Annotated in this window: 2 protein-coding genes; both read right to left on the reverse strand. The window is 78.3% G+C overall.

Annotation, left to right across the window (positions count from 1 at the left end):
• Nucleotides 1–28: 28 nt before the first annotated feature.
• Nucleotides 29–10,297 (reverse strand): type I polyketide synthase, encoded by a 10,269-nt coding sequence (locus ACFXAM_RS12475; RefSeq protein ID WP_380290225.1) that lies wholly within the window; start codon nucleotides 10,295–10,297, stop codon nucleotides 29–31.
• 61 nt (nucleotides 10,298–10,358) lie between these two features.
• Nucleotides 10,359–22,027: SDR family NAD(P)-dependent oxidoreductase (locus ACFXAM_RS12480; RefSeq protein WP_380290226.1), on the reverse strand; the 11,669-nt coding region annotated here is incomplete at its 5' end.

The following is a 22,027-nucleotide window of genomic DNA, read 5'->3' on the forward strand; positions in this document are numbered from 1 at the left end:
GGTTCGAGAATCCGGTGTGAACGGCTGCTCAGGAGATCCCGAACTCCTCCCCGAGGATGTCGAACATCTCGTCGTCGGTGGCGGTGTGCAGGTCGCGCCCGGCCTCGGCCTCCGGGCGCTGCCCGCCGCGCAGCCGCTCCGCCAGCTCGGTCAGCCGGTCGGCGACGCGGTCCCGGTCCGCGGCGCCGGACAGCGCCGCCAGGCCGGCCTCCAGCCGGTCCAGCTCGTCGAGCGCCGAGACGTTCCGCCCGGTGTCGTCGAACAGCTCGGCGCCGAGGTGGTCGGCCAGCGCCTGCGCCGTCGGGTGGTCGAAGACCAGCGTGGTCGGCAGCTCCAGCCCGGTGGCCGCGACCAGCCGGTTGCGCAGACCGACGGCGGCCAGCGAGTCGAACCCCAGGTCGCGGAACGGCCGTTCGGGCTCGATCTCGGCCGGATCGGCGTGCCCCAGCTGGGCCGCGACCTCGGCGCGCACCAGGGTGACGAACTCGGCGTTCCGGTCGTCGGCGGACAGCCCGGCGAGACGCTCGCGCAGCAGCTCGGGCGCCCGGGCGCCCCCGCCCGGCTCCGGTTCGGCCGGCTCCGGGGTCGCGGCCGCGACCAGCTCCGCGATCAGCGGACGCGGGCGGGCGGCGGTGTAGCCGACGGCGAAGCGCGGCCAGTCGAGGTCGGCGACGGTCACCCGCTCCAGGTCCTCCTCCACGGCCTGGCGCAGCGCTTCGAGGGCGAGCTCCGGGTCCATCGCCGTCACCCCGATCCGGTCGAGCGCCGCCGAGACGGCCTCGCCGTCCGACATCCCGCCGCCCGCCCAGCGGCCCCAGGCGACGGCGGTGGCGGCGCGGCCCTCGCCCCGGCGCCGGGCGGCGAGGGCGTCGAGGCAGGCGTTGGCCGCCGCGTAGGCGCCCTGGCCGGCCCCGCCCCACACCCCGGCCCCCGAGGTGAAGAGCACGAAGGTCCCGGCTTCGTCCTCGCGCAGCAGTTCGTCCAGCGCGAGGGCGCCGCCGACCTTGGCCGCGACCGCCTCGGCGATGGACGCACGGGTCATCCGGTCGAGCGGCCCGCCGACCTCGGCGCCCGCCGCGTGCACCACGGTGTCCACCCGAAGTCCCCGGCCGCGCAGGCCGGCGAGCAGGGCGGCGAGGGCCTCCCGGTCACTGACGTCGCAGGCGGCGATCTCCACCTCGGCGCCGGCCGCCGACAGCTCCTCGCGCAGGTCCGCGGCCCCCGGTGCGGCCTCGCCGCGCCGGCCGGCCAGCACGAGGTGCTCCACGCCGCCGCGGACCAGCCACCGGGCGACGTGCCCGCCGAGCGCGCCGGTGCCACCGGTGACCAGCGCGGTCCGCCCGGGGTACCAGGGGGTGTCCCGGCGGGGGGCGCCCTCGGCGTGCGGGAACCGGGCGAGGCGCCGGACGAAGGTGCCGAGCGGGCGGATCGCGACCTCGTCCTCCGCCGAGCCCGCGCCGAGCACGGCCGCCAGGGCCGCGCAGGAGCGCTCGTCGACGGTCCCGGGCAGGTCGACCAGGCCGCCCCAGCGGTCCGGGTGTTCGAGGCCGGCGACGCGGCCGAGCCCCCAGAGCGCGGCGGCCGTCGTACTGGCCGGGGGTTCGCCGAGGGGGGACGCCGCGCCCCGGGTGGCGCACCAGAGCGGTGCGTCGAGGCCCGCGTCGCCGAGGGCCTGGACCAGCGTGGCCAGCCCGTCCAGGGCGTCGGTCGGGTCGGCGGGGGCCGTCCCGGTGTCGGGCAGCAGCAGGACGCCGGCGGGCGCGGTCTCCCGCAGCCAGGCGGCGAGCTCGGCGCGCCCGGCCGGCACCGCGCCGGCTCCGGGGGCGAGCACCTCGGCGCCGGCCGCGGTGAGCGCGCCGGCCACCGTGGCGCGTGACTCCGCGTCGGCCGGGGCCAGCACCAGCCAGCGGCCGGTGAGCCGGCCGGGCGCGGCGGGGGCGCCCGCCCACGGCTCCCACCGCTCGGTGTAGCGCCAGGAGCGGGCCACCGTGTCGGCCCGCCGGCGGGTGCGCCAGGCGGCGAGGGCCGGCAGGACCTCGTGCAGCGGCGCGTCCTCGGGGACGCCGAGCAGCGCGGCGAGGCCCGGTGCGCCGGCGGTGGTGACGGTGTCCCACAGGGTGGCGTCGACCGGGTCGCCGCCCGGGGCGGCGGAGCGCTTGGCGCGCCCGGGCAGCGCGGTGCCGCCGTCCGGGTCGAGCCAGTAGCGGCGGCCCTGGAAGGCGTAGGTGGGCAGGTCGGCCCGGCGCACGCCGGGCCGGTGCAGCAGGCCGGCCCAGTCGACCGGCACGCCGCGGGCGAAGGCGGCGGCCAGGGCGGCGACCAGTTGCTGCGGACCGCCCGCGCCGCGCCGCAGGGTGTGCAGCACGGTGCCGGGCGTGGCGGCTTCGGCGATGAGCTCCTCCAGGGGCACCACGAGCCCGGGGTGCGGGCTGCACTCCAGGAAGACGGTGTGCCCCTCCGCGAGGGCCGCGCGCACCGCCGCGTCCAGCCGGACGGTTCCGCGCAGGTTGTCGTACCAGTACGGACCCGCCAACCGCTCCGGCTCGTCCACCGCTTCACCCGTGACGGTCGAGTACATCGCCACCCGGCCCGGCAGCGGGGCGACGTCGGCCAGCAGGGCCCGGAGGTCGTCGCGCAGCGGGTCCACGTGCCCGGAGTGCGAGGCGTAGTCGACCGGGATCCAGCGGGCCCGGACGTCCTCGCGCTCGCACCGCTCGGCCACGGCGGTCAGCGCCTCGACGGCTCCGGAGAGCACCACGCTCGACGGCCCGTTCACCGCCGCCAGCGACAACCGCTCGTCCCGGGAGACGATGTCGGCAGCGCGCTCGGCCGGGAGGCCGACCGAGAGCATCCCGCCGCCGGTCCCGGAGAGCCGCCGCAGCGCCTGGGCGCGCAGCACCACCACCCGGACGGCGTCCCGCAGGGACAGCAGCCCGGCCACGTGGGCGGCGGCGATCTCACCCTGCGAGTGTCCGATCACGGCCGCCGGCCGCACCCCGCACGACTCCCACCAGCGGGCCAGACCCACCATCACCGCGAACAGCACCGGCTGGACCACGTCCACCCGCTCCAGCAGAGCGCCCGAACCGTCGCGCAGCACCTCCAGCAGCGACCAGTCCGTCAGCGGGTCCATCACCCCGGCGCACTCCTCGACGGCGGCGGAGAACACCGGTGAGGTGTCGAGGAGTTCGGCCGCCATCCCGACCCACTGCGAGCCCTGGCCCGGGAACACGAACACCGGGCCGGTGGCGGCGGCGCCGGGGCCGCCCGCGTCCCCCGGGACCGCGTTCGGGGCGGTGGAGGCCGTTCCGTCCGCCACCGCCCGCAGACCGGCGGCGATCTCGGCGCCGTCACGGCCCCAGACCACCGCGCGCCGCTCCAGGGTGGCCCGCCCCGCGGCCAACGACCAGGCCGCGTCGGCGAGTCCGGCGTCCGGTCGGGCGGTCAGCCACTGCCCGAGCCGCTCGGCCTGCTCGCGCAGCGCGCCCTCGGTGCGGGCCGAGAGCACCCAGGGCACCACCCCGGCCACGCCCGCGGGCTCCCCGGCGGGGGCCTCGGGGGACGGACCGGCGGGGGCCTCGGCGGACGGCGCCTGCTCCAGGATGACGTGCGCGTTGGTGCCGCTGATCCCGAACGAGGACACCGCCGCGCGGCGCGGGCGGTCCAGCTCGGGCCAGGGGCGGCCCTCGGCGAGCAGTTCGACCCGGCCGGCCGTCCAGTCGACGTGCGGGGTCGGCGCGTCGACGTGCAGGGTCTTCGGCAGCGTGCCGTGGCGCATCGCCATCACCATCTTGATCACCCCGGCCACGCCCGCCGCGGCCTGGGTGTGGCCGAAGTTGGACTTCACCGAGCCGAGCCAGAGCGGCTGCTCCTCGGGGCGGTCCTGGCCGTAGGTGGCGAGCAGGGCCTGCGCCTCGATCGGGTCGCCGAGCACCGTGCCGGTGCCGTGCGCCTCCACCGCGTCGACGTCGGCCGTGGTCAGCCGCGCGTTGGCCAGCGCCTGGCGGATCACCCGCTGCTGGGAGGGGCCGTTGGGGGCGGTGAGGCCGTTGGAGGCGCCGTCCTGGTTGACCGCCGAGCCGCGGACCACCGCGAGGACGGGGTGCCCGTTGCGGCGGGCATCGGAGAGCCGTTCCAGCAGCAGCATGCCGATGCCCTCGCCCCAGGCGGTGCCGTCCGCACCGGCCGCGAAGGACTTGCAGCGGCCGTTCGGAGCCAGCCCCCGCTGGCGGGCGAACTCCACGAACACGCTCGGGGTCGACATGATCGTCACCCCGCCGGCCAGCGCGAGGTCGCACTCCCCGGTGCGCAGCGCGTGGCTCGCCCAGTGCAGCGACACCAGCGAGGAGGAGCAGGCCGAGTCGACGGTGACGGCCGCGCCCTCCAGGCCCAGGGTGTAGGCGACGCGCCCGGAGGCGACGCCGAAGGAGTTGCCGTTGCCGATGTACGCCTCCAGCTCGTCGTCGACGTCCTGGACCCGGCCGGCGGCGTAGTCCGAGTACATCAGCCCGGCGAAGACGGAGGTGTTGCTGCCGCGCAGCGAGAGCGGGTCGATGCCGGCCCGTTCGAAGGCCTCCCAGGAGGTCTCCAGCAGCAGCCGCTGCTGCGGGTCCATGGCCAGCGCCTCGCGCGGCGAGATGCCGAACAGCTCCGAGTCGAAGCGGTCGATGCCGCGCATGAACGCGCCCTCGCGGGTGTAGAAGCGCCCGGAGCGGTCCGGGTCCGGGTCGTACAGCCCGGCGAGGTCCCAGCCCCGGTCGGTGGGCAGCGGCGAGACGGTGTCCACGCCGTCGGCGACGACGCGCCAGAGGTCCTCGGGGCTCGCGATGCCGCCGGGGAAGCGGCAGCTCATGGCGACGATCGCGATCGGCTCGTCCGCCACCGCCCGGGCCGGGGCGGCGGCCGGGGCCCGGCCGTACTCGGGCAGGCTGAGCAGTTCGGTGCGCAGGAAGCGGGCGAGGGCGGTGGCGCTGGGGTAGTCGAACAGGACGGTCGCCGGGAGCCGCAGGCCGGTCGCGGTGTTGAGGCGGTTGCGCATCTCCAGCGCGGTCAGCGAGTCGAAGCCCAGCTCGGTGAAGGCCCGGTCGGCGCCGACCGTCTCGGGGCCGGCGTGTCCGAGGACGACGGCGGCCTGCCGGCGGGTCAGGTCGGTGAGCAGCTGGACCTGCTCGGCCTCGGGGCGGCCGGCCAGGCGCTGGGCGAGCCGGCGGGCCTCCTCGCCGCCCGCCCGGCGCCGTGCCGGGACGAGTCCGCTGAGGATGAGCGGCAGTTCGTCGAAGCGGCGCAGCGCGGCCAGGTCGAGCCGGACGGGCGCGAGCAGGGCCTCGTCCTGGGCGAGGGCGGCGTCGAACAGGGCGAGGCCCTGCTCGGCGGAGAGCGCGAGCACGCCGCTGCGGTCGATGCGGTGGCGGTCGGTGGTGCTGAAGTCCTCCCGCATCAGGCCGCTCTCCTCCTCCCACAGGCCCCAGGCCAGCGAGACGCCGGGCAGGCCGGCCGCCCGCCGGTGCTGGGCGAGGGCGTCCAGGAAGGCATTGCCGGCCGCGTAGTTGGCCTGGCCGCGGCTGCCGATGACGCCGGCGACGGAGGAGTAGAGCACGAAGGCGGTCAGGTCGAGGTCGCGGGTGAGCTCGTGCAGGTGGAGGGCTGCGTCCACCTTGGGGCGCAGCACGGGGGTGACGCGCTCGGGCGTGAGGGCGGCGATCACGCCGTCGTCCACGGCGCCGGCGGTGTGCACCACGGCGCGCAGCGGGTGCTCGGCGGGGACGGCGGCCAGCAGGGCCGCCAGGGCCTGCCGGTCGGCGGCGTCGCAGGCCGCGACCTCGACGGTGACGCCCAGGGCGGTGAGGTCGGCGGCGAGCTCGGCGGCGCCGGGGGCGGCCGGGCCGCGCCGGCTGGTCAGCAGCAGCCGGCGGACGCCGTGGGCCTCGGCCAGGTGCCGGGCGACGAGGGCGCCGAGCGCACCGGTGCCGCCGGTGACGAGGACGGTGCCGTCCGGGTCGAAGGCGGGACCGGTGGCCTCGGCGGACCCGGCCCCGGTGCTCCCGGTGCTCCCGGCGGTGGCGCTGCGGGCGATCCGCGGGGCGTACAGGGTGCCCGCGCGCAGGGCGAGTTGGGGTTCGCCGGTCGCGGCGGCGGTCGCGGTGGCCGCGGCCAGGGCGGACACCGAGGCCGGGTCGTCGTCGAGGTCGACCAGGACGATCCGGTCCGGGTTCTCCGACATGGCGGAGCGCACCAGGCCGCCGACGGCGGCGGCGGCGAGGTCGCGCACCGGGTCGCCGGCTCCCACCGAGACCGCCCCGCGGGTCACCACGGCCAGGCGGGTGCCGGTGAGGCGGGGGTCGGCGAGCCAGGTCTGGACGGTGTCCAGGGCCCGGGTGACGGCGGTGTGCACGGCCTGCGCCGGCGGCAGGTCCGCGCCCCCGGCGGCGGGCCAGGGCAGCACGACCACGGCCGGGGCGGGCAGGCCGTCGTCCAGGGCGCGGGCGAGGGCCGCCAGGTCGGTGTGCCGGGAGGCGTCCGGGGCCGGGTCCAGGTCGCCGTCCCCGACCACCGCCCAGGTGCCGGCGGCGGGGGCGGCGGCGGGCTGCGCCGGGTGGGGCAGCACGGTCCAGCGCACGGCGTACAGCGGGTCCTGACGGGCGGTGGCGGCGGCACGCAGCTTCTCCGCGGACACCGGCCGCACGGACAGCGAGCCGATCTCGGCGACCGGCCGGCCCTGGGCGTCGGCGAGGGTCAGGGTGACGGTCTCCGGGCCGGTGCGCCGCAGCCGTGCCCGCACCGCCGCGGCGCCGGGGGCGAACAGCCGCACGTCGCGCCAGGAGAACGGCAGCGAGACCGGTCCGGCGCCGGGGTCGGCGCGGTCGGCGAAGGCCGCGAGGCCGAGCAGGTGCTGGGTGGCGTCCATCAGCGCCGGGTGGATGCCGAAGCGGTCGGCGTCGTGGGCGACGGCCTCGGGCAGCGCGATCTCCCCGTACACGTCCTCGCCGTGGCGGGCGGCGGCGCGCACGCCGAGGAAGGCCGGCCCGTAGGCAACGCCGGCGTCGGCGAGCCAGTCGTAGAAGCCGTCGAGCGGGACGGCGCCCTCCTCGGCCGGCGGCCGGGCCGGCGGCTCGGCGGGGGCGGCGCCGTCGGCGCGGGCCAGGGTGCCGACCGCGTGGCGGGTCCACGGCTCGCCGGCGTCGCCCGTGTCGGGCCGCGAGTGGATCGCGACGGCCCGCCGGCCCCCGGCGTCCGGGGCCTCCAGCCACAGCTGGAGCTGGAGGGCGCCGCGCTCGGGCAGGACCAGCGGGGCCTCCAGGGAGAGTTCCTCGACGAGTTCGCAGCCGGCCCGCCGGCCGGCGTGCAGGGCGAGCTCCAGGAAGGCGGTCCCCGGCAGCAGCACGGTGCCGAGCACCACGTGGTCGCCGAGCCAGGGGTGGCTGTCGAGCGAGAGCAGGCCGGTGAACAGCGAGCCGTGCCCGTCCGCGAGTTCGACCACGGCGCCGAGCAGCGGGTGGTCCGCCGGGCCCTGCCCGAGGCCGGCCGCGTCGGTCACCCCGACGCCCGCGTCCAGCCAGAACCGGCGGCGCTCGAAGGCCTGGGTGGGCAGCTCGACCCGGCGGCGGCCGAGCGCGGCGGGGTCGGTGTCGGTGCCCGCGGTGAGCCCCGCCCAGTCCACCGCCGTGCCGCGCACGAAGGCCCGGCCGAACGCCGTCAGAACGCTCCGGGCGGTGGGGCCCCCGCGGTCGGCGGTGGGGATGACGGCGACCGTCCGGTCGGTCTCCTCGGCGGCGAGGCAGGCGGTGGCCATCGGCGTCAGCACGGCCCCGGGGCCGAGTTCGACGAACTCGCTCGCCCCGGCCGCCCGCAGCGCGCCGACCGCGTCGGCGAAGCGGACGGTGCCCCGCAGGTTGGCGACCCAGTGGGCCGGCTCGCGCAGCCGCTCGGGGGCGGCGAGCGCGCCGGTGACGGTGGAGACGAGCGGGATCCCCGCGCGGCGCGGGCGCAGACCGTCGACGACGGCGGCGAACTTCCAGAGCACCGGGTCCATCAGTTCGGAGTGGAAGGCGTGCGAGACCGGCAGCCGGGTGTGCCGCCAGCCGCGTTCCGCGCACACGGCGCGGACCTGCTCGACGGCCTCGGCGGTGCCGGAGACCACCACGCTCGCGGGCCCGTTGACGGCGGCCAGGCCGACCCCGGCCAGCGGGGCCAGGACGGCGGCGGTCTCGGCCTCGCCCGCCCCGACCGCGAGCATCGCACCGCCGGCCGGCAGCGCGGCCATCAGCCGGGCGCGGGCGGCGACCAGGGTGACGGCGTCCTCCAGGGTGAGCGCCCCGGCCACGTGCGCGGCGACGATCTCGCCCAGCGAATGGCCGGCCACGAAGTCGGGCGCCGGCGCCCACGCCGTCCACAGCCGGTAGAGGGCCACCTCGTGGGCGAACAGGGCCGGCTGGGCGACGCCGGTGTCCTCGGCCGGCGCCGACGGACCGTCGGGCTCGCCGAGCAGCACCTCGCGGACGGAGAACGGCGTCACGCCCTCGAAGGCGGCGCAGACCTCGTCCAGCGCGGCGGCGAAGACCGGGAACGCCTCGTACGCCTCGCGCGCGGCGCCGCGGGTCCGGGTGCCCTGGCCGGTGAACAGGACGGCGGTGCGGCCGGTGCGGCGCGGCACGGCGCCCCGCGGCGCGTCCCCGCCGCCGTCCGCGACCCTGCCCAGCTCCGCGGCCAGTGCGGCGGTCCCGGTCCCGACCACGACCGCCCGGTGCTCCAGCACGGCCCGGCCGGAGGCCAGTGACCAGGCCACGTCGGCCGGCCGGGCCCCGGGGTGCGCGAGCGCCCAGTCGCGCAGCCGGGCGGCCTGGGCGCGCAGGCCGGCCTCGGTGCGCGCGCCGACCACCCAGGGCACGGGGGCCGGCGCCGGCGCGGCGCCCTCCTGCCCGGCGGGCGCCCGGTCCTCGGCCGGCTCCTCCTCGATGATCACGTGGGCGTTGGTGCCGCTCACCCCGAAGGAGGAGACGCCGGCCCGGCGCACCCGCTCCCCCGCCGGCCAGGCCACCGGCTCGGTCAGCAGCTCGACCGCCCCGGTCGCCCAGTCGACCATGGGCGTGGGCTCCTCGGCGTGCAGGGTGCGCGGCAGCAGGCCGTGCCGCAGCGCGAGCACCGTCTTGATCACGCCGGCCACGCCGGCGGCGGCCTGGGTGTGGCCGAGGTTGGACTTCACCGAGCCGAGGTGCAGCGGCCGGCCGGCCGGGCGGTCCTGGCCGTAGGTGGCCAGCAGGGCCTGGGCCTCGATCGGGTCGCCGAGCACCGTGCCGGTGCCGTGCGCCTCGACCGCGTCGACGTCCGCCGGGCTCAGCCGGGCGCCGGCGAGGGCCTGGCGGATCACCCGCTCCTGCGCCAGGTCGTTGGGCGCGGTCAGCCCGTTGGAGGCGCCGTCCTGGTTGACCGCCGACCCCCGCACCACGGCGAGCACGGAGTGCCCGTGGCGCCGCGCGTCGGAGAGCCGCTCGACCAGCAGCATGCCGACGCCCTCGCTCCAGCCGGTGCCGTCGGCCCCCGCCGAGAAGGACTTGCACCGCCCGTCCGCCGCCAGGCCGCGCTGGCGGGCGAACTCGTCGAAGGCGCCCGGGGTCGCCAGGACGGTGGCGCCGCCGGCCAGCGCGAGGTCGCACTCGCCGGCCCGCAGCGCCTGGCAGGCCAGGTGCAGGGCGACCAGCGAGGAGGAGCAGGCGGTGTCGACGGTGACCGCCGCGCCCTCCAGGCCCAGGGTGTAGGCGATCCGGCCGGAGGCGACGCTGGTCAGGCTGCCGGTCAGCAGGTGGCCCTCGACCTCCTTGGGGACGCTGGGCAGCCGGGACAGGTAGTCGCTCGCGATCACCCCGACGAAGACGCCGGTCCGGCTGCCGCGCAGCGAGGTCGGGTCGATCCCGGCCCGCTCGACCGCCTCCCAGGAGGCCTCCAGCAGCAGGCGCTGCTGCGGGTCCATCGCCAGCGCCTCGCGCGGCGAGATCCCGAAGAAGCCGGGGTCGAAGTCGGCCGCGTCGTCCAGGAACCCGCCCCGGTAGGCGCCGCCGGCCGCGCTCTCGGCGTGCTCCCAGCCGCGCCCGGAGGGGATGCCGGTGATGGCGTCACCGCCGGTGCGCACCAGCTCCCACAGCTCCTCGGGCGAGCCGACCCCGCCCGGGTAGCGGCACTGCATGCCGACGATGGCCACGGGCTCGTGCCACCGGTCCTCGGCGTCGCGCAGCAGCGTCCGGGTCTCGTGCAGCTCGTTGGCCGCACGCCGCAGGTAGTCGCGCAGTTGCTCTTCGTTCGCCATCGTTGGTCCGCTCCGTGAGTGTCCGCGAGGGACGGGGATGCCCCAGCCCCGTGATGGGTGGTCAGCGATCGGTGCCGCGGTCGATGAAGTCGAACATCTCCTCGTCGGTGGCCGAACCGAATGCCTCGTGCACGACGGGGGCCTGCGGCTCCGCCGGGTCCTGCGGGCCGTCCCCGGCGAGTTCCCGCAGGCGCTGCGCCGCCCTGGCCCGGTCCTGTCCGTCCAGCAGGGCGAGCATCGCCTCGACCCGGTCGATCTCGCCGAGCACGGACTCCCAGGAGACGGTGTGCTCCCGGCGCAGCAGGGTCCGCAGGTGGCGGCCGAGGGCGGCCGGGTTCGGGTGGCTGAAGACCAGCGTGGCCGGCAGGGCCAGGCCGGTCGCGGCCCGCAGCCGGTTGCGCACCGCGAGCGCGGTGAGCGAGTCGAAGCCGAGGTCCTTGAAGGCCGTCCCGGGGTCGATCTCCTCGGGGTCGGCGTGGCCGAGCACGGCGGCGGCGCCGGTCCGGACCAGGTCGACGAAGGCCTGCTCCTGCTCGTCCTCGGGCAGGTCGAGCAGGCGGGCGGCGACGGCGGGGCCGGTCTCGGCCGGGCCGGCCGACGGGCCGCGCCGGCGGTCCGTCACCAGGCCGGCGAGCAGGGGTGTCACGCCCGGGTCGCCGCGCCGCACGGCGGCGGTGTCGACGGCGAGCGGGGTGAGCGCGGCCTCCGGGCGGCCGAGCGCCTCGTCGAGCAGCGCCAGGGCCTCGCGCTCGTCGAGGGCCACCAGCCCGTCCGGGCGGGTCCGCTCCTCGGCGTCGGCGGAGGCGTCGGCGGAGGCGTCGGCGTCCGGGGCCGCCCACGGCCCCCAGGCGAGCGCGAGGCCGGGCAGCCCCCGGGCGCGCCGGTGCTGGGCCAGGGCGTCGAGGAAGGCCGCACCGGCGGCCTCCCAGGCCCGGTCCCGGTCGCCGGCCTGGCCGGCCCAGGAGCCGTGCAGGACGAAGGCGGCGAGGTCCAGGCCCTCCGTCAGTTCGTGCAGGTGCCACGCCCCGTCGACGACCGGGCGCAGCCCGGCCCCGACGTCCGTGCCGGCGTCGCCGTCACCGCCGTCGGTGCGCGGGGCTTCGGCCGCGTGCACCACGGCGCGCAGCGGGTGCTCGGCCGGCACGGCGGCCAGCAGCGCGGCCAGGGCCTCCCGGTCGGCGGCGTCGCAGTCGGCGAGTTCGACGGCGGCGCCGAGCGCGGTCAGCTCCTCGGCCAGGGCGGCGGTCTCCGGTGCCATGGCGCCGGGGCCGGCGAGCAGCAGCCGGCGCACACCGTGGACGGCCACCAGGTGGCGGGCGGTGGCGGCGCCGGGGCGGCCGGTGGCGCCGGTCACCAGGACGGTGCCGTCCACCGGGAGGGCCGGCTGCTGCTCGGCGACGGCGGGCGCCCGGCCGAGCACCGGCACGAGGACCTGTCCGGCCCGGACGGCGAACTCGCTCAGGCCCGCGTCCACGGCCGCCGCCAGGGCCTGCGCGGAGGCCTCGTGGGCGTCCAGGTCGGCGAGGACGACCCGCTCCCGGCCGGTCGAGCGCAGCAGCCCCCACAGGGCGGCGGCGGCCGGGTCGGCGACGCGGTCGCCGGGTTCGGCGAGCACCGCGCCCCGGGTGACCAGGACCAGGCGGGTGCCCTCGAAGCGCCGGTCCGCCTCGTGCGCGCGCAGCACCGCGAGCACGGTGCGGATCCGCTCGCGGACGGCCCGCGGCACCGGCTCCCCGTCCGCCGGGGCGTCCGGCAGCAGGGCGATCCGCGCCGGCACCGGCAGCCCGGCCGCCACCGCGGCGCCGAGCGCCGTCCAGTCGGGGTGGGCGCCGGCCGCGAGCTCGCGGGCGAGCGGGCCGGCGGTGCCGATCAGGGCCCAGGCCCCGCCGGGCGCCCCGGCGAGCGGCTGCTCCGGCGCCGTCCACTCCAGCCGGGCGAGCGCCGGGCGCTCGCGGCCCGCCGCGCGCAGGTCGGCGGCCGACCAGGAGCGCAGCCGGACGGACTCGATCGCGCCGACGGACTGCCCGTGCTCGTCGGCGAGGTGCACGGCCAGGGTGTCCGGGCCGGTGGCGCGCAGCGTGAGCCGGACGGCCGTGCGGGTCCCGGGCACGGCGGTGACGCCGTGCCAGGCGGACGGCAGGCGCACCAGGCCGTCGGCCTCGGGCTCGCCGGGGGCGAGGCCGAGCAGGGCCGCCTCCAGCAGGGCCGGGTGCAGGTCGTGGCGGGCGGTCTGCGCCTCGCCGCCGGTGTGCGCGGTCTCGGCGAACAGGTCCTCGCCGCGGCGCCAGGCGGCCCGCATCCCGGCGAAGGCGGGGCCGAGCCGCAGGCCGGTGCGGGTGAGCCGCTCGTAGGCGTCCGCGACGGGGAGCGGGGTCGCGCCGATCGGCGGCCACGGCTCGGGGCGGGCGGCCGGGCGGTGGCCGCCGGGGGCCAGCGTGCCGGTGGCGTGGCGGGTCCAGGGGGCGTCGGCGGGCGCGTCCTCGGGCCGCGAGTGCACGCTCACGCCGCGGGCGCCGGTGCCGTCCGGCACCTCCAGGGCGACCTGGACCCGCACCCCGGCGGCCGCGGGCAGCACCAGCGGGGTGTGGACGGTGAGTTCCTCCAGCACCGGGCAGCCGCTCTCGTGGCCGGCCCGCAGCGCGAGGTCGACGAGGAGGCTGCCGGGCACGGCGGCGGAGCCGAGCGCGAGGTGGTCGGCCAGCCAGGGGTGCGCGGTGGTGGAGAGCCTGCCGGTGAAGACCGTCCCGGAGCCGTCGGCGAGGTCGACGCCGGCGCCGAGCACGGGGTGCTCGACGGCGGACTGCCCCCAGCCGGCGCCGGCGGAACCGGTGGCGGCGGTGGGCTCGATCCAGTGGCGGCGGCGCCGGAAGGGGTAGCCGGGCAGGTCGACCCGTGTCACGCCGGCGTGGGTGAGCAGGCCCGGCCAGTCGACGTCCAACCCTCGGGCGTGGGCGTCGGACAGCGCGGTGACCAGCCGGTCCGCGCCGCCGTCGCCCCGGCGCAGGGTGCCCAGCACCGCCGCGGGGACGCCGAGCCCGTCGAGGGTGTCCCCGACCGGCACCAGCAGGCCGGGGTGCGGGCTGCACTCGACGAAGGCGTCGTGGCCGTCGGCGGCGGCGGCCTCGATCGCCCGCGCGAACAGGACGGTGCGGCGCATGTTCTCGAACCAGTAGGCGGCGTCCAGCGGGGTCGTGTCGTCCAGCAGCGCGCCGGTGACGGTGGAGTACATCGGGACGCGGCCCGGCAGCGGGCGCAGGTCCGCGAGCAGGCGGGTGATCTCCTCGCGGGTGGGGTCCATCTGCGCGGAGTGCGAGGCGTAGGCGGCGGGCACCCAGCGGGCGCGGGTCCCGGCCGTCTCGCAGCGGGCGGCGATCACGGCCAGGGCGTCCTCGTCGCCGGAGAGCACCACGCCGGTCGGGCTGTTGACGGCACCGAGCGACACCAGGCCGGCGGCGCCGGTCGCGTCGATCTCGGCGCGGGCCCGGTCCGGGGTCATGGCCACCGCGAGCAGGCCGCCGTGGCAGGCGTCGACCGTCTGCACGGCCCGCACCCGCATCACCGCGACCCGGGCGGCGTCCGCCAGCGAGAGCCGGCCGGCCACGTACGCGGCGGCGGCCTCGCCCTGGGAGTGGCCGATCACGGCGGCCGGGCGCACCCCGCAGGACTCCCACCAGCGGGCGAGGCCGACCATCACGGCGAACAGGACGGGGTGCAGCACCTCGACCCGGGCGAGCATCCGCTCGGTGTGCTCGTCGGTGCCGCGCAGCACGTCGAGCAGCGACCAGCCGGTGACCAGCGGGTCGACGGCCTCCGCGCACTCGGCCACCGCCTGGGCGAACACCGGGCTGACGTCCATGAGTTCGGCCGCCATGCCGAGCCACTGGGAGCCCTGGCCGGGGAAGACGAAGACCGGTCCCGGACCGGAGACCAGGACGCCCGGGGCCTCCACCGCCCCGTCGGCCACCTCCCCCAGCGAGGCGAGCAGGTCGGCGGTGTCGCGACCGCGGGCCACCGCCCGGTGGTCGAAGGCGGCCCGGCCGGTGGCCAGCGACCAGGCGACGTCGGCGGGTTCGGCCTCCGGGTGGCGCAGGAACCAGTCCCGCAGCCGGGCGGCCTGGGCGCGCAGCGCCTCGCCGGTGCGGGCGGACAGCGGCCACGGCACCACGCCGGCCACGCCCGGCGCCTGCGGGGCGGGGTGCGCGGCGCGCTCGGACCGCGGCTCCTCGTCGGGTGCCTGTTCGAGGATGATGTGCGCGTTGGTGCCGCTGACGCCGAAGGAGGAGACGGCGGCGCGGCGCGGGCGGCCGGTCCGCGGCCAGGCGCGGTGCTCGGTGGCCAGCGCGACGTGGCCGGAGGCCCAGTCGACGTGCGGGGTCGGTTCGTCGGCGTGCAGGGTGCGCGGCAGTTCGCCGTGGCGCAGCGCGAGCACCATCTTGAGCACGCCCGCGATGCCGGCGGCGGACTGGGTGTGGCCGATGTTGGACTTGATCGAGCCCAGCCACAGCGGCCGTTCGGCGGTGTGCTCGCGGCCGTACACGGCGAGCAGGGCCTGCGCCTCGATCGGGTCGCCGAGCCGGGTGCCGGTGCCGTGCGCCTCGACCGCGTCGACGTCGGCCGGGGTGAGCCCGGCGTTGCCGAGCGCCTGGCGGATGACCCGCTGCTGGGAGGGCCCGTTGGGCGCGGTGAGCCCGTTGGAGGCGCCGTCCTGGTTGGTCGCGGAGCCGCGCACGACGGCGAGGACGCGGTGGCCGCGGCGCCGGGCGTCGGAGAGCCGCTCGACGAGCACGAGGCCGGCGCCCTCGCCCCAGCCGGTGCCGTCGGCCGCCGCCGCGAACGGCTTGCAGCGGCCGTCCGGCGCCAGTCCGCGCTGGCGGCTGAACTCGACGAAGGCGTGCGGCGAGGTGAGCACCGCCACGCCGCCGGCGAGCGCGAGGTCGCACTCCCCGGAGCGCAGCGCGGCGGCCGCGAGGTGCAGGGCGACCAGTGAGGAGGAGCAGGCGGTGTCGACGGTGACGGCCGGGCCTTCGAGGCCGAGCACGTAGGAGACCCGGCCGCTGATGACGCTGGTGGCGGTGCCGGTGAGCAGGTAGCCCTCCTGGCCCTCGGCGACCGCGCCCGAGGCGGTGTGGTAGTCCTGCGCCATCGCGCCGACGAACACGCCGGTGGCGGAGCCGCGCAGCGAGGTGGGGTCGATGCCGGCGTGTTCGAAGGTCTCCCACGCGGTCTCCAGCAGGACGCGCTGCTGGGGGTCCATCGCGGCGGCCTCGCGCGGCGAGATGCCGAAGAACTCGGCGTCGAAGGCGACGGCGTCGTCGATGAAGCCGCCCTCGTGCACGTAGGACTTGCCCGGGCGGTCGGGGTCGGGGTCGAAGAGGGTGTCGAGGTTCCAGCCCCGGTCGCGCGGGAACGGTGCGATGGCGTCGGCGCCCTCGGCGAGCATCCGCCACAGGTCGTGCTCGTCGGAGACGCCGCCGGGGTAGCGGCAGCCCAGGCCGACGATCACCACCGGGTCGTCGGCGGCGTCGGGGGTGCGCGGCGCGGGCGGGGCGGGCGCGGCGGGCTCGGGGGCGCCGAGGAGTTCGGCGCCGATGTGCTCGGCGAGCGCCTCGGGCGTCGGGTGGTCGAAGACCAGGGTGACGGGCAGCCGCAGGCCGGTCGCGGCGGTGAGCCGGTTGCGCAGTTCGACGGCGGTGAGCGAGTCGAAGCCGAGCGCCTTGAACGGGCGTCCGCGCTCGATCGTCTCGGCGCCGGCGTGGCCGAGGACGGCCGCGGTCTCCTGGCGGACCAGGGTGGTGAGGGTCTGCCGGCGCCGGTCCTCGGGCAGCCGGACGAGGCGCTGCGCGAACGCGGCCGTGTCCGGGTCGGGGCCGGCGGCGGCCCGCCGGGGCCGGGAGCGGACGAGGTCGCGCAGCAGGGCGGGGACGCCGTCGGCCCCGCCCAGCGCGGCGAGGTCCAGGTGGGCGAGCACCGCGGCCGGGTGGTCGGCGGCGCGCGCGGCGTCGTACAGCGCGAGCGCGTGGCCGGTCTCCAGGGCCGCGACGCCGGTGCGGGCGATGCGGTCGAGGTCGGACCGGTCGAGGTGGCCGGTCATCCCGCTGGCCTGCGCCCACAGGCCCCAGGCCAGCGAGGTGGCGGCCAGGCCCCGGGAGCGCCGGTGCTGGGCGAGCGCGTCCAGGTAGGCGTTGGCGGCCGCGTAGTTGGCCTGTCCGGCGCCGCCGAAGGTGCCCGCCATCGAGGAGAAGAGCACGAACTCGGCGAGGTCCAGGCCGAGCGTCAGCTCGTGCAGGTTCCGGGCGGCGTCGGTCTTGGGGCGCAGGACGCGGTCGAGCTGTTCGGGGGTGAGCGCGTGCACGGCGGCGTCGTCGATGGCGCCGGCCGCGTGCACCACCGCGGTGAGCGGGTGCCCGGGGTCGACGGTGGCGAGCAGGGCGGCCAGCGCCTCCCGGTCGGCGGCGTCACAGGCCTCGATCCGCACCTCGGCGCCGAGGGCGGTGAGGTCGGCGGCGAGTTCGGCGGCGCCGTCGGCGGCCGGGCCGCGGCGGCTGGTGAGCAGCAGGTGCCGGGCACCGTGTCCGGTGACCAGGTGGCGGGCGAGCAGGGCGCCGAGGGTGCCGGTGCCGCCGGTGATCAGGACGGTGCCGCCGGGGTCGGCGGCGCCGGTGACGGTGGGCGGCAGGGTCAGCACGATCTTGCCGGTGTGCCGGGCCTGGCCCAGGTGGCGGAAGGCGGCGACGGCGTCGCGGACGTCCCAGGTGGTGACCGGCAGCGGGGCGAGCGTGCCGTCGGCGAACAGGGCGCCGAGTTCGGTCAGGATCTCCTGGATGCGGTCGGCGCCCGCGTCCATGAGGTCGAACGCGTGGTAGTCGGTGCCGGGGTGGGCGGCGGTCACCGCGGCGCGGTCGCGGATGTCGGTCTTGCCCATCTCCAGGAACCGGCCGCCGGGGCCGAGCAGGCGCAGCGAGGCGTCGACGTAGTCCTGGGCGAGCGAGTTGAGCACGAGGTCGAAGCCCCGCCCGTCGCGGGCGGTGCGGAACCGTTCCTCGAAGCCGAGGTCGCGGGAGGAGGCGAGGTGGTCGTCGTCCAGCCCGAGGGCGCGCAGCACCGGCCACTTGGCGGGCGAGGCGGTGCCGTGGACCTCCAGGTCCCAGTGCCGGGCGAGTTGCAGGGCGGCCATGCCGACGCCGCCGCTCGCGGCGTGCAGGAGCAGCGACTCGCCCGGCTGCACCCGGCCGAGGTCGACCAGGCCGTAGTAGGCCGTGAGGTACACCACCGGCACGCTCGCCGCCTGCGGGTACGTCCAGCCGGCCGGGACGGGCGCGAGCAGGCGGCGGTCGGTCACCGCGAGCGGGCCGGTGCCGCCGGAGAACAGGCCCATGACGCGGTCGCCGGGGGCGAGGTCGTGGACCTCGGTGCCGACCTCGACCACCACACCGGCGCCCTCGCCGCCGGGCGGGCGGGTGTCGGCCACCATGCCGAGGGCGACCACGACGTCGCGGAAGTTGAGGCCCGCGGCGCGCAGCGCGACCCGGACCTCGCCGGGGGCGAGCGGGCGGACGCCGTCCTCGTGGGGCAGCAGGGCCAGGCCGTCGATGGTTCCGGTGCCGGTCAGGTCGAGGCGCCAGGCGTCGGTGCCGGCGGGCACCGCCAGGCGCTCCGCCGGGGCGCTCCGGGCGAGCCGGGGCGCGGCCGCGGTGCCGGAGCGCAGGGCGAGCTGGGGTTCGCCGCAGGCCAGGGCCGCGCCGAGGGCGGCGTACGAGTCGGGGTGCCGGTCGAGGTCGACCAGCACGATCCGGCCGGGGTGCTCGGTCTGGGCGGAGCGCACCAGGCCCCAGACCGCGGCCGCGCCGAGGTCGTCGACCGCCTCCCCGTACGGGCCGGGCACGGCGCCGCGGGTGAGCACCACCAGCGGGGTGGCGGCGAACCGTTCGGCGGCGAGCCAGGACTGCAGGAACGCCAGCACCCGCCGGGTGGCGGTGCGGACGGCCTGCGGGCCGCCGTCGGTGGCGCAGGTGAGGGCGACGGCGTCGGGCAGCGGGGCGTCCGGGTCGGGCGCGGCCGGGTCGGCGAGTGCGGTGACGGTGGCGCCGGCCGCGCGCAGGGCCGTCTCCGCCCCGAGTTCGTCGGCCCCGGCCAGGGCCCAGCTGCCGAGCGGGGCGGACCCGGACAGGGTCAGCGGCGGCCAGGCGACGGGGTGGAGGTCCTGCGCGGCGCCGGCCGGGGCGGGAGCGAGGCCGTCCGCGGTGAGCGGCCGGGAGAGCAGCGAGTCGACGGTGGCGACGGGGGCGCCGGCCGGGTCGGTCAGCGCGAGGGTGACGGCGTCCGGGCCGGTGCGGCCGAGCCGCACCCGCAGGGTGCGGGCGCCGACCGCGTACAGCCGCACGCCCGTCCAGGCGAACGGGAGGCCGACGCCCCGGCCCTCGTCCGGCGCGCCGTCGAGCGCCCCGGCGGTGTGCAGGGCGGCGTCGAGCAGCGCGGGGTGGAGCGCGAACCGCCCGGCGTCGTGGTCGTCCCCGGGCAGGGCGACCTCGGCCAGCAGGTCGTCGCCGTGCCGCCAGGCGGCGCGCACCGCGCGGAACAGCGGGCCGTACTGGTAGCCGGCGGCGGCCAGGCGCTCGTAGAGGCCGTCGGTGTCCAGCGGTTCGGCGCCGGGCGGCGGCCAGGCCGCGTCGTCGGCGGCGGGTTCCCCGCCGGGCCGGGCCGGTGCGAGGACGCCGGCGGCGTGCCGGGTCCACGGGCCCGGCTCGGTGGTGTCGGGGCGCGCGTGCACGGTGAGCGCGCGGCGCCCGTCCTCGTCCGGGGCGTCGAGGTGGACCTGGAGCTGGACGGCCCCGCGCTCGCGCAGGGTCAGCGGCGCCTCCAGGGTGAGCTCCTCGATCACCGTGCAGTCGGCCGACTGCCCTGCCCGCAGGGCGAGTTCGACGAGTGCCGTGCCGGGGAGCAGCACCGTGCCGAGGACGGCGTGGTCGGCGAGCCAGGGATGGGTGGGCAGCGAGATCCGGCCGGTGAGCAGGTGCCGGTCGTCCCCGGCCTGGACGAGGGCGGCGCCGAGCAGCGGGTGGTCGGTGGAGCGCAGGCCGAGCCCTTCGGCGTCGGCGGCCGCCGGGGCGGGCTCCAGCCAGTAGCGCTCGCGCTGGAAGGCGTAGGTGGGCAGGTCGGTGCGCGGCGGCGTGCGGTGGGCGTGCAGCGCCGCCCAGTCGACGGGCACCCCGCGCACGGACAGGCCGGCCGCCGCGGTCAGCAGGCGCGCCAGGGTGTCCGCGTCGCGCTGGAGCGAACCGACGACCAGGGCGTCCGTCCCGGACTCCTGGGCGGTCTGCTCGACGGCCGGGGCCATCACCGGGTGCGGGCTGGTCTCGACCAGCGTGGTGCAGCCGTCGCGCAACAGCGCACGGGTGGCCCGCTCGAAGGCGACGGTCTCGCGCAGGTTGCGGTACCAGTACCCGGCGTCCAGGGCGGCGCCGTCGAGCGGCTCACCGGTGACGGTCGAGTAGAACGTCACCGCCGGGGTCGGCCGCGGGGCGATGTCGCCGATGCCGGTGAGGAGTTCGTCGCGGACGCGCTCGACGGCGGCGGAGTGTGCGGCGTAGTCGACCGGCAGCCGGCGGCTGCGCAGGCCGCGGGCCTCGCACCGCTCGTGCAGCTCGTCCAGGGCGGCGGCGTCCCCGGAGACGACCACCGCGCCCGGTCCGTTGACGGCCGCGATGCCGATCCGCCCGGGCAGGCCGGCGATCAGTTCCTCGGCCTGTCCGGCGGACGCGGCCAGCGACATCATGCCGCCGCCGCCCGCGATGGCGCGCAGGGCCCGGCTGCGCAGCGCGACGATCCGGGCGGCCTCCTCCAGGGTCAGCGCGCCGGCCACCTGGGCGGCGGCGATCTCGCCCTGCGAGTGGCCGACGACGGCGGCCGGTTCGACGCCGAGCGAGCGCCACACCGCGGCGACGGACACCATGACGGCGAACAGCGCGGGCTGGACGACGTCGACGCGGTCCAGCGAGGCGGCGCCGGGGCGCCGGCGCAGCACGTCGAGCAGCGACCAGTCGGTGTGCGGGGCGAGGGCGGCGTCGCAGGCGCGGATGTGCTCCGCGAACACCGCGGACTCGGCCAGCAGCCGGGCGCCCATGCCCTCCCACTGGGAGCCCTGCCCGCCGAAGACGAAGACCGTCCGGCCGGGCTGCCCGGCGGCGCCGGTGACCAGCCCGGGGTGCGCCGCGCCGGTGCTCAACGCGTCGAGCGCGGCGAGGAGTTCGTCCGGTTCGGCGGCGACGAGCGCGGCGCGGTGGTCGAGCGCGGCGCGGGTGGTGGCGAGCGCGTGGGCGGTGTCGGCGGGCCTGGCGGCGGGGCGCTGCGCCAGGTGGGCGCGGAGCCGGGCGGCCTGGTCGCGCAGGGCGGCCGGGGTCGCGCCGGACAGCGGCCAGACCAGCGCGGACGGCTCCGGCTCCGGACCGGGGAGCGGCGCCGCGGCCTCCCCGACCGGGTCGCCCTGTTCCAGGATCACGTGCGCGTTGGTGCCGCTGACGCCGAAGGAGGACACCCCGGCCCGGCGGGGCCGGCCGTCCTGCGGCCAGGGCGCCGGCTCGGTGAGCAGCGAGACGGCGCCGGACGCCCAGTCGACGTGCGGGGTGGGCGCGTCCACGTGCACGGTGGCGGGCAGTTCGCCGTGCCGCATCGCCATGATCATCTTGATCACCCCGGCCACGCCGGCGGCGGCCTGGGTGTGGCCGAGGTTGGACTTCACCGAGCCGAGGCGCAACGGCCGTTCGGCCGGCCGGTCCTGACCGTAGGTGGCCAGCAGCGCGTGCGCCTCGATCGGGTCGCCGAGGGCCGTGCCGGTGCCGTGCGCCTCGACCGCGTCGACCTCGGCCGGGGTGAGGCCGGCCTGGGCGAGCGCGTCGCGGATCACCCGCTCCTGGGCGAGGCCGTTGGGCGCGGAGAGGCCGTTGCTCGCGCCGTCCTGGTTGACCGCGCTGCCCCGGACCACCGCGAGGACGGGATGACCGTTGCGCCGCGCGTCGGAGAGCCGTTCGACCAGCAGCAGGCCCACGCCCTCCGACCAGGCCGTGCCGTCGGCTCCGGCCGCGAAGGACTTGCAGCGCCCGTCCGGGGCCAGACCCCGCTGGCGGGAGAACTCGACGAAGGTCGACGGGCTGGACATCACCGTCACCCCGCCGGCCAGCGCGAGGTCGCACTCGCCCCGGCGCAGCGCCTGGCAGGCCAGGTGCAGCGCGACCAGCGAGGAGGAGCAGGCGGTGTCGACCGTCACGGCCGGGCCCTCCAGGCCCAGGGTGTAGGCCACCCGGCCGGAGGCGATGCTGCCGGCGCTGCCGTTGCCGAGGTAGCCGTCCACGCCCTCGGGGACGGCCGCCAGCCGCGACGCGTAGTCGGCGTACATCAGGCCGGCGAAGACTCCGGTGCGGCTTCCGCGCAGCGAGCGCGGGTCGATGGAGGCCCGCTCGATCGCCTCCCAGGACGCCTCCAGCAGCAGGCGCTGCTGCGGGTCCATGGCGAGGGCCTCGCGCGGGCTGATCCCGAAGAACCCGGGGTCGAAGCGGTCGGCGTCGTACAGGAACCCGCCCTCGCGGACGTAGGAGGTGCCGGGGTGGTCGGGGTCGGGGTGGAACAGGTTCTCGACGTTCCAGCCGCGGTTGTCGGGGAAGGCCGAGATGGCGTCGGTGCCCGCGTGAACCAGCCGCCAGAGGTCCTCCGGGCTCGCCACCCCGCCGGGGAAGCGGC

Origin of the sequence: Kitasatospora sp. NPDC059462 (assembly GCF_042749955.1) — a bacterium.
In the GTDB taxonomy this organism is placed as follows: domain Bacteria; phylum Actinomycetota; class Actinomycetes; order Streptomycetales; family Streptomycetaceae; genus Kitasatospora.

Bases quoted from the DNA above. Each gene is read 5' to 3' on its own strand.
- ACFXAM_RS12475 (WP_380290225.1), bottom strand. From the start codon at position 10,297: ATGGCGAACGAAGAGCAACTGCGCGACTACCTGCGGCGTGCGGCCAAC.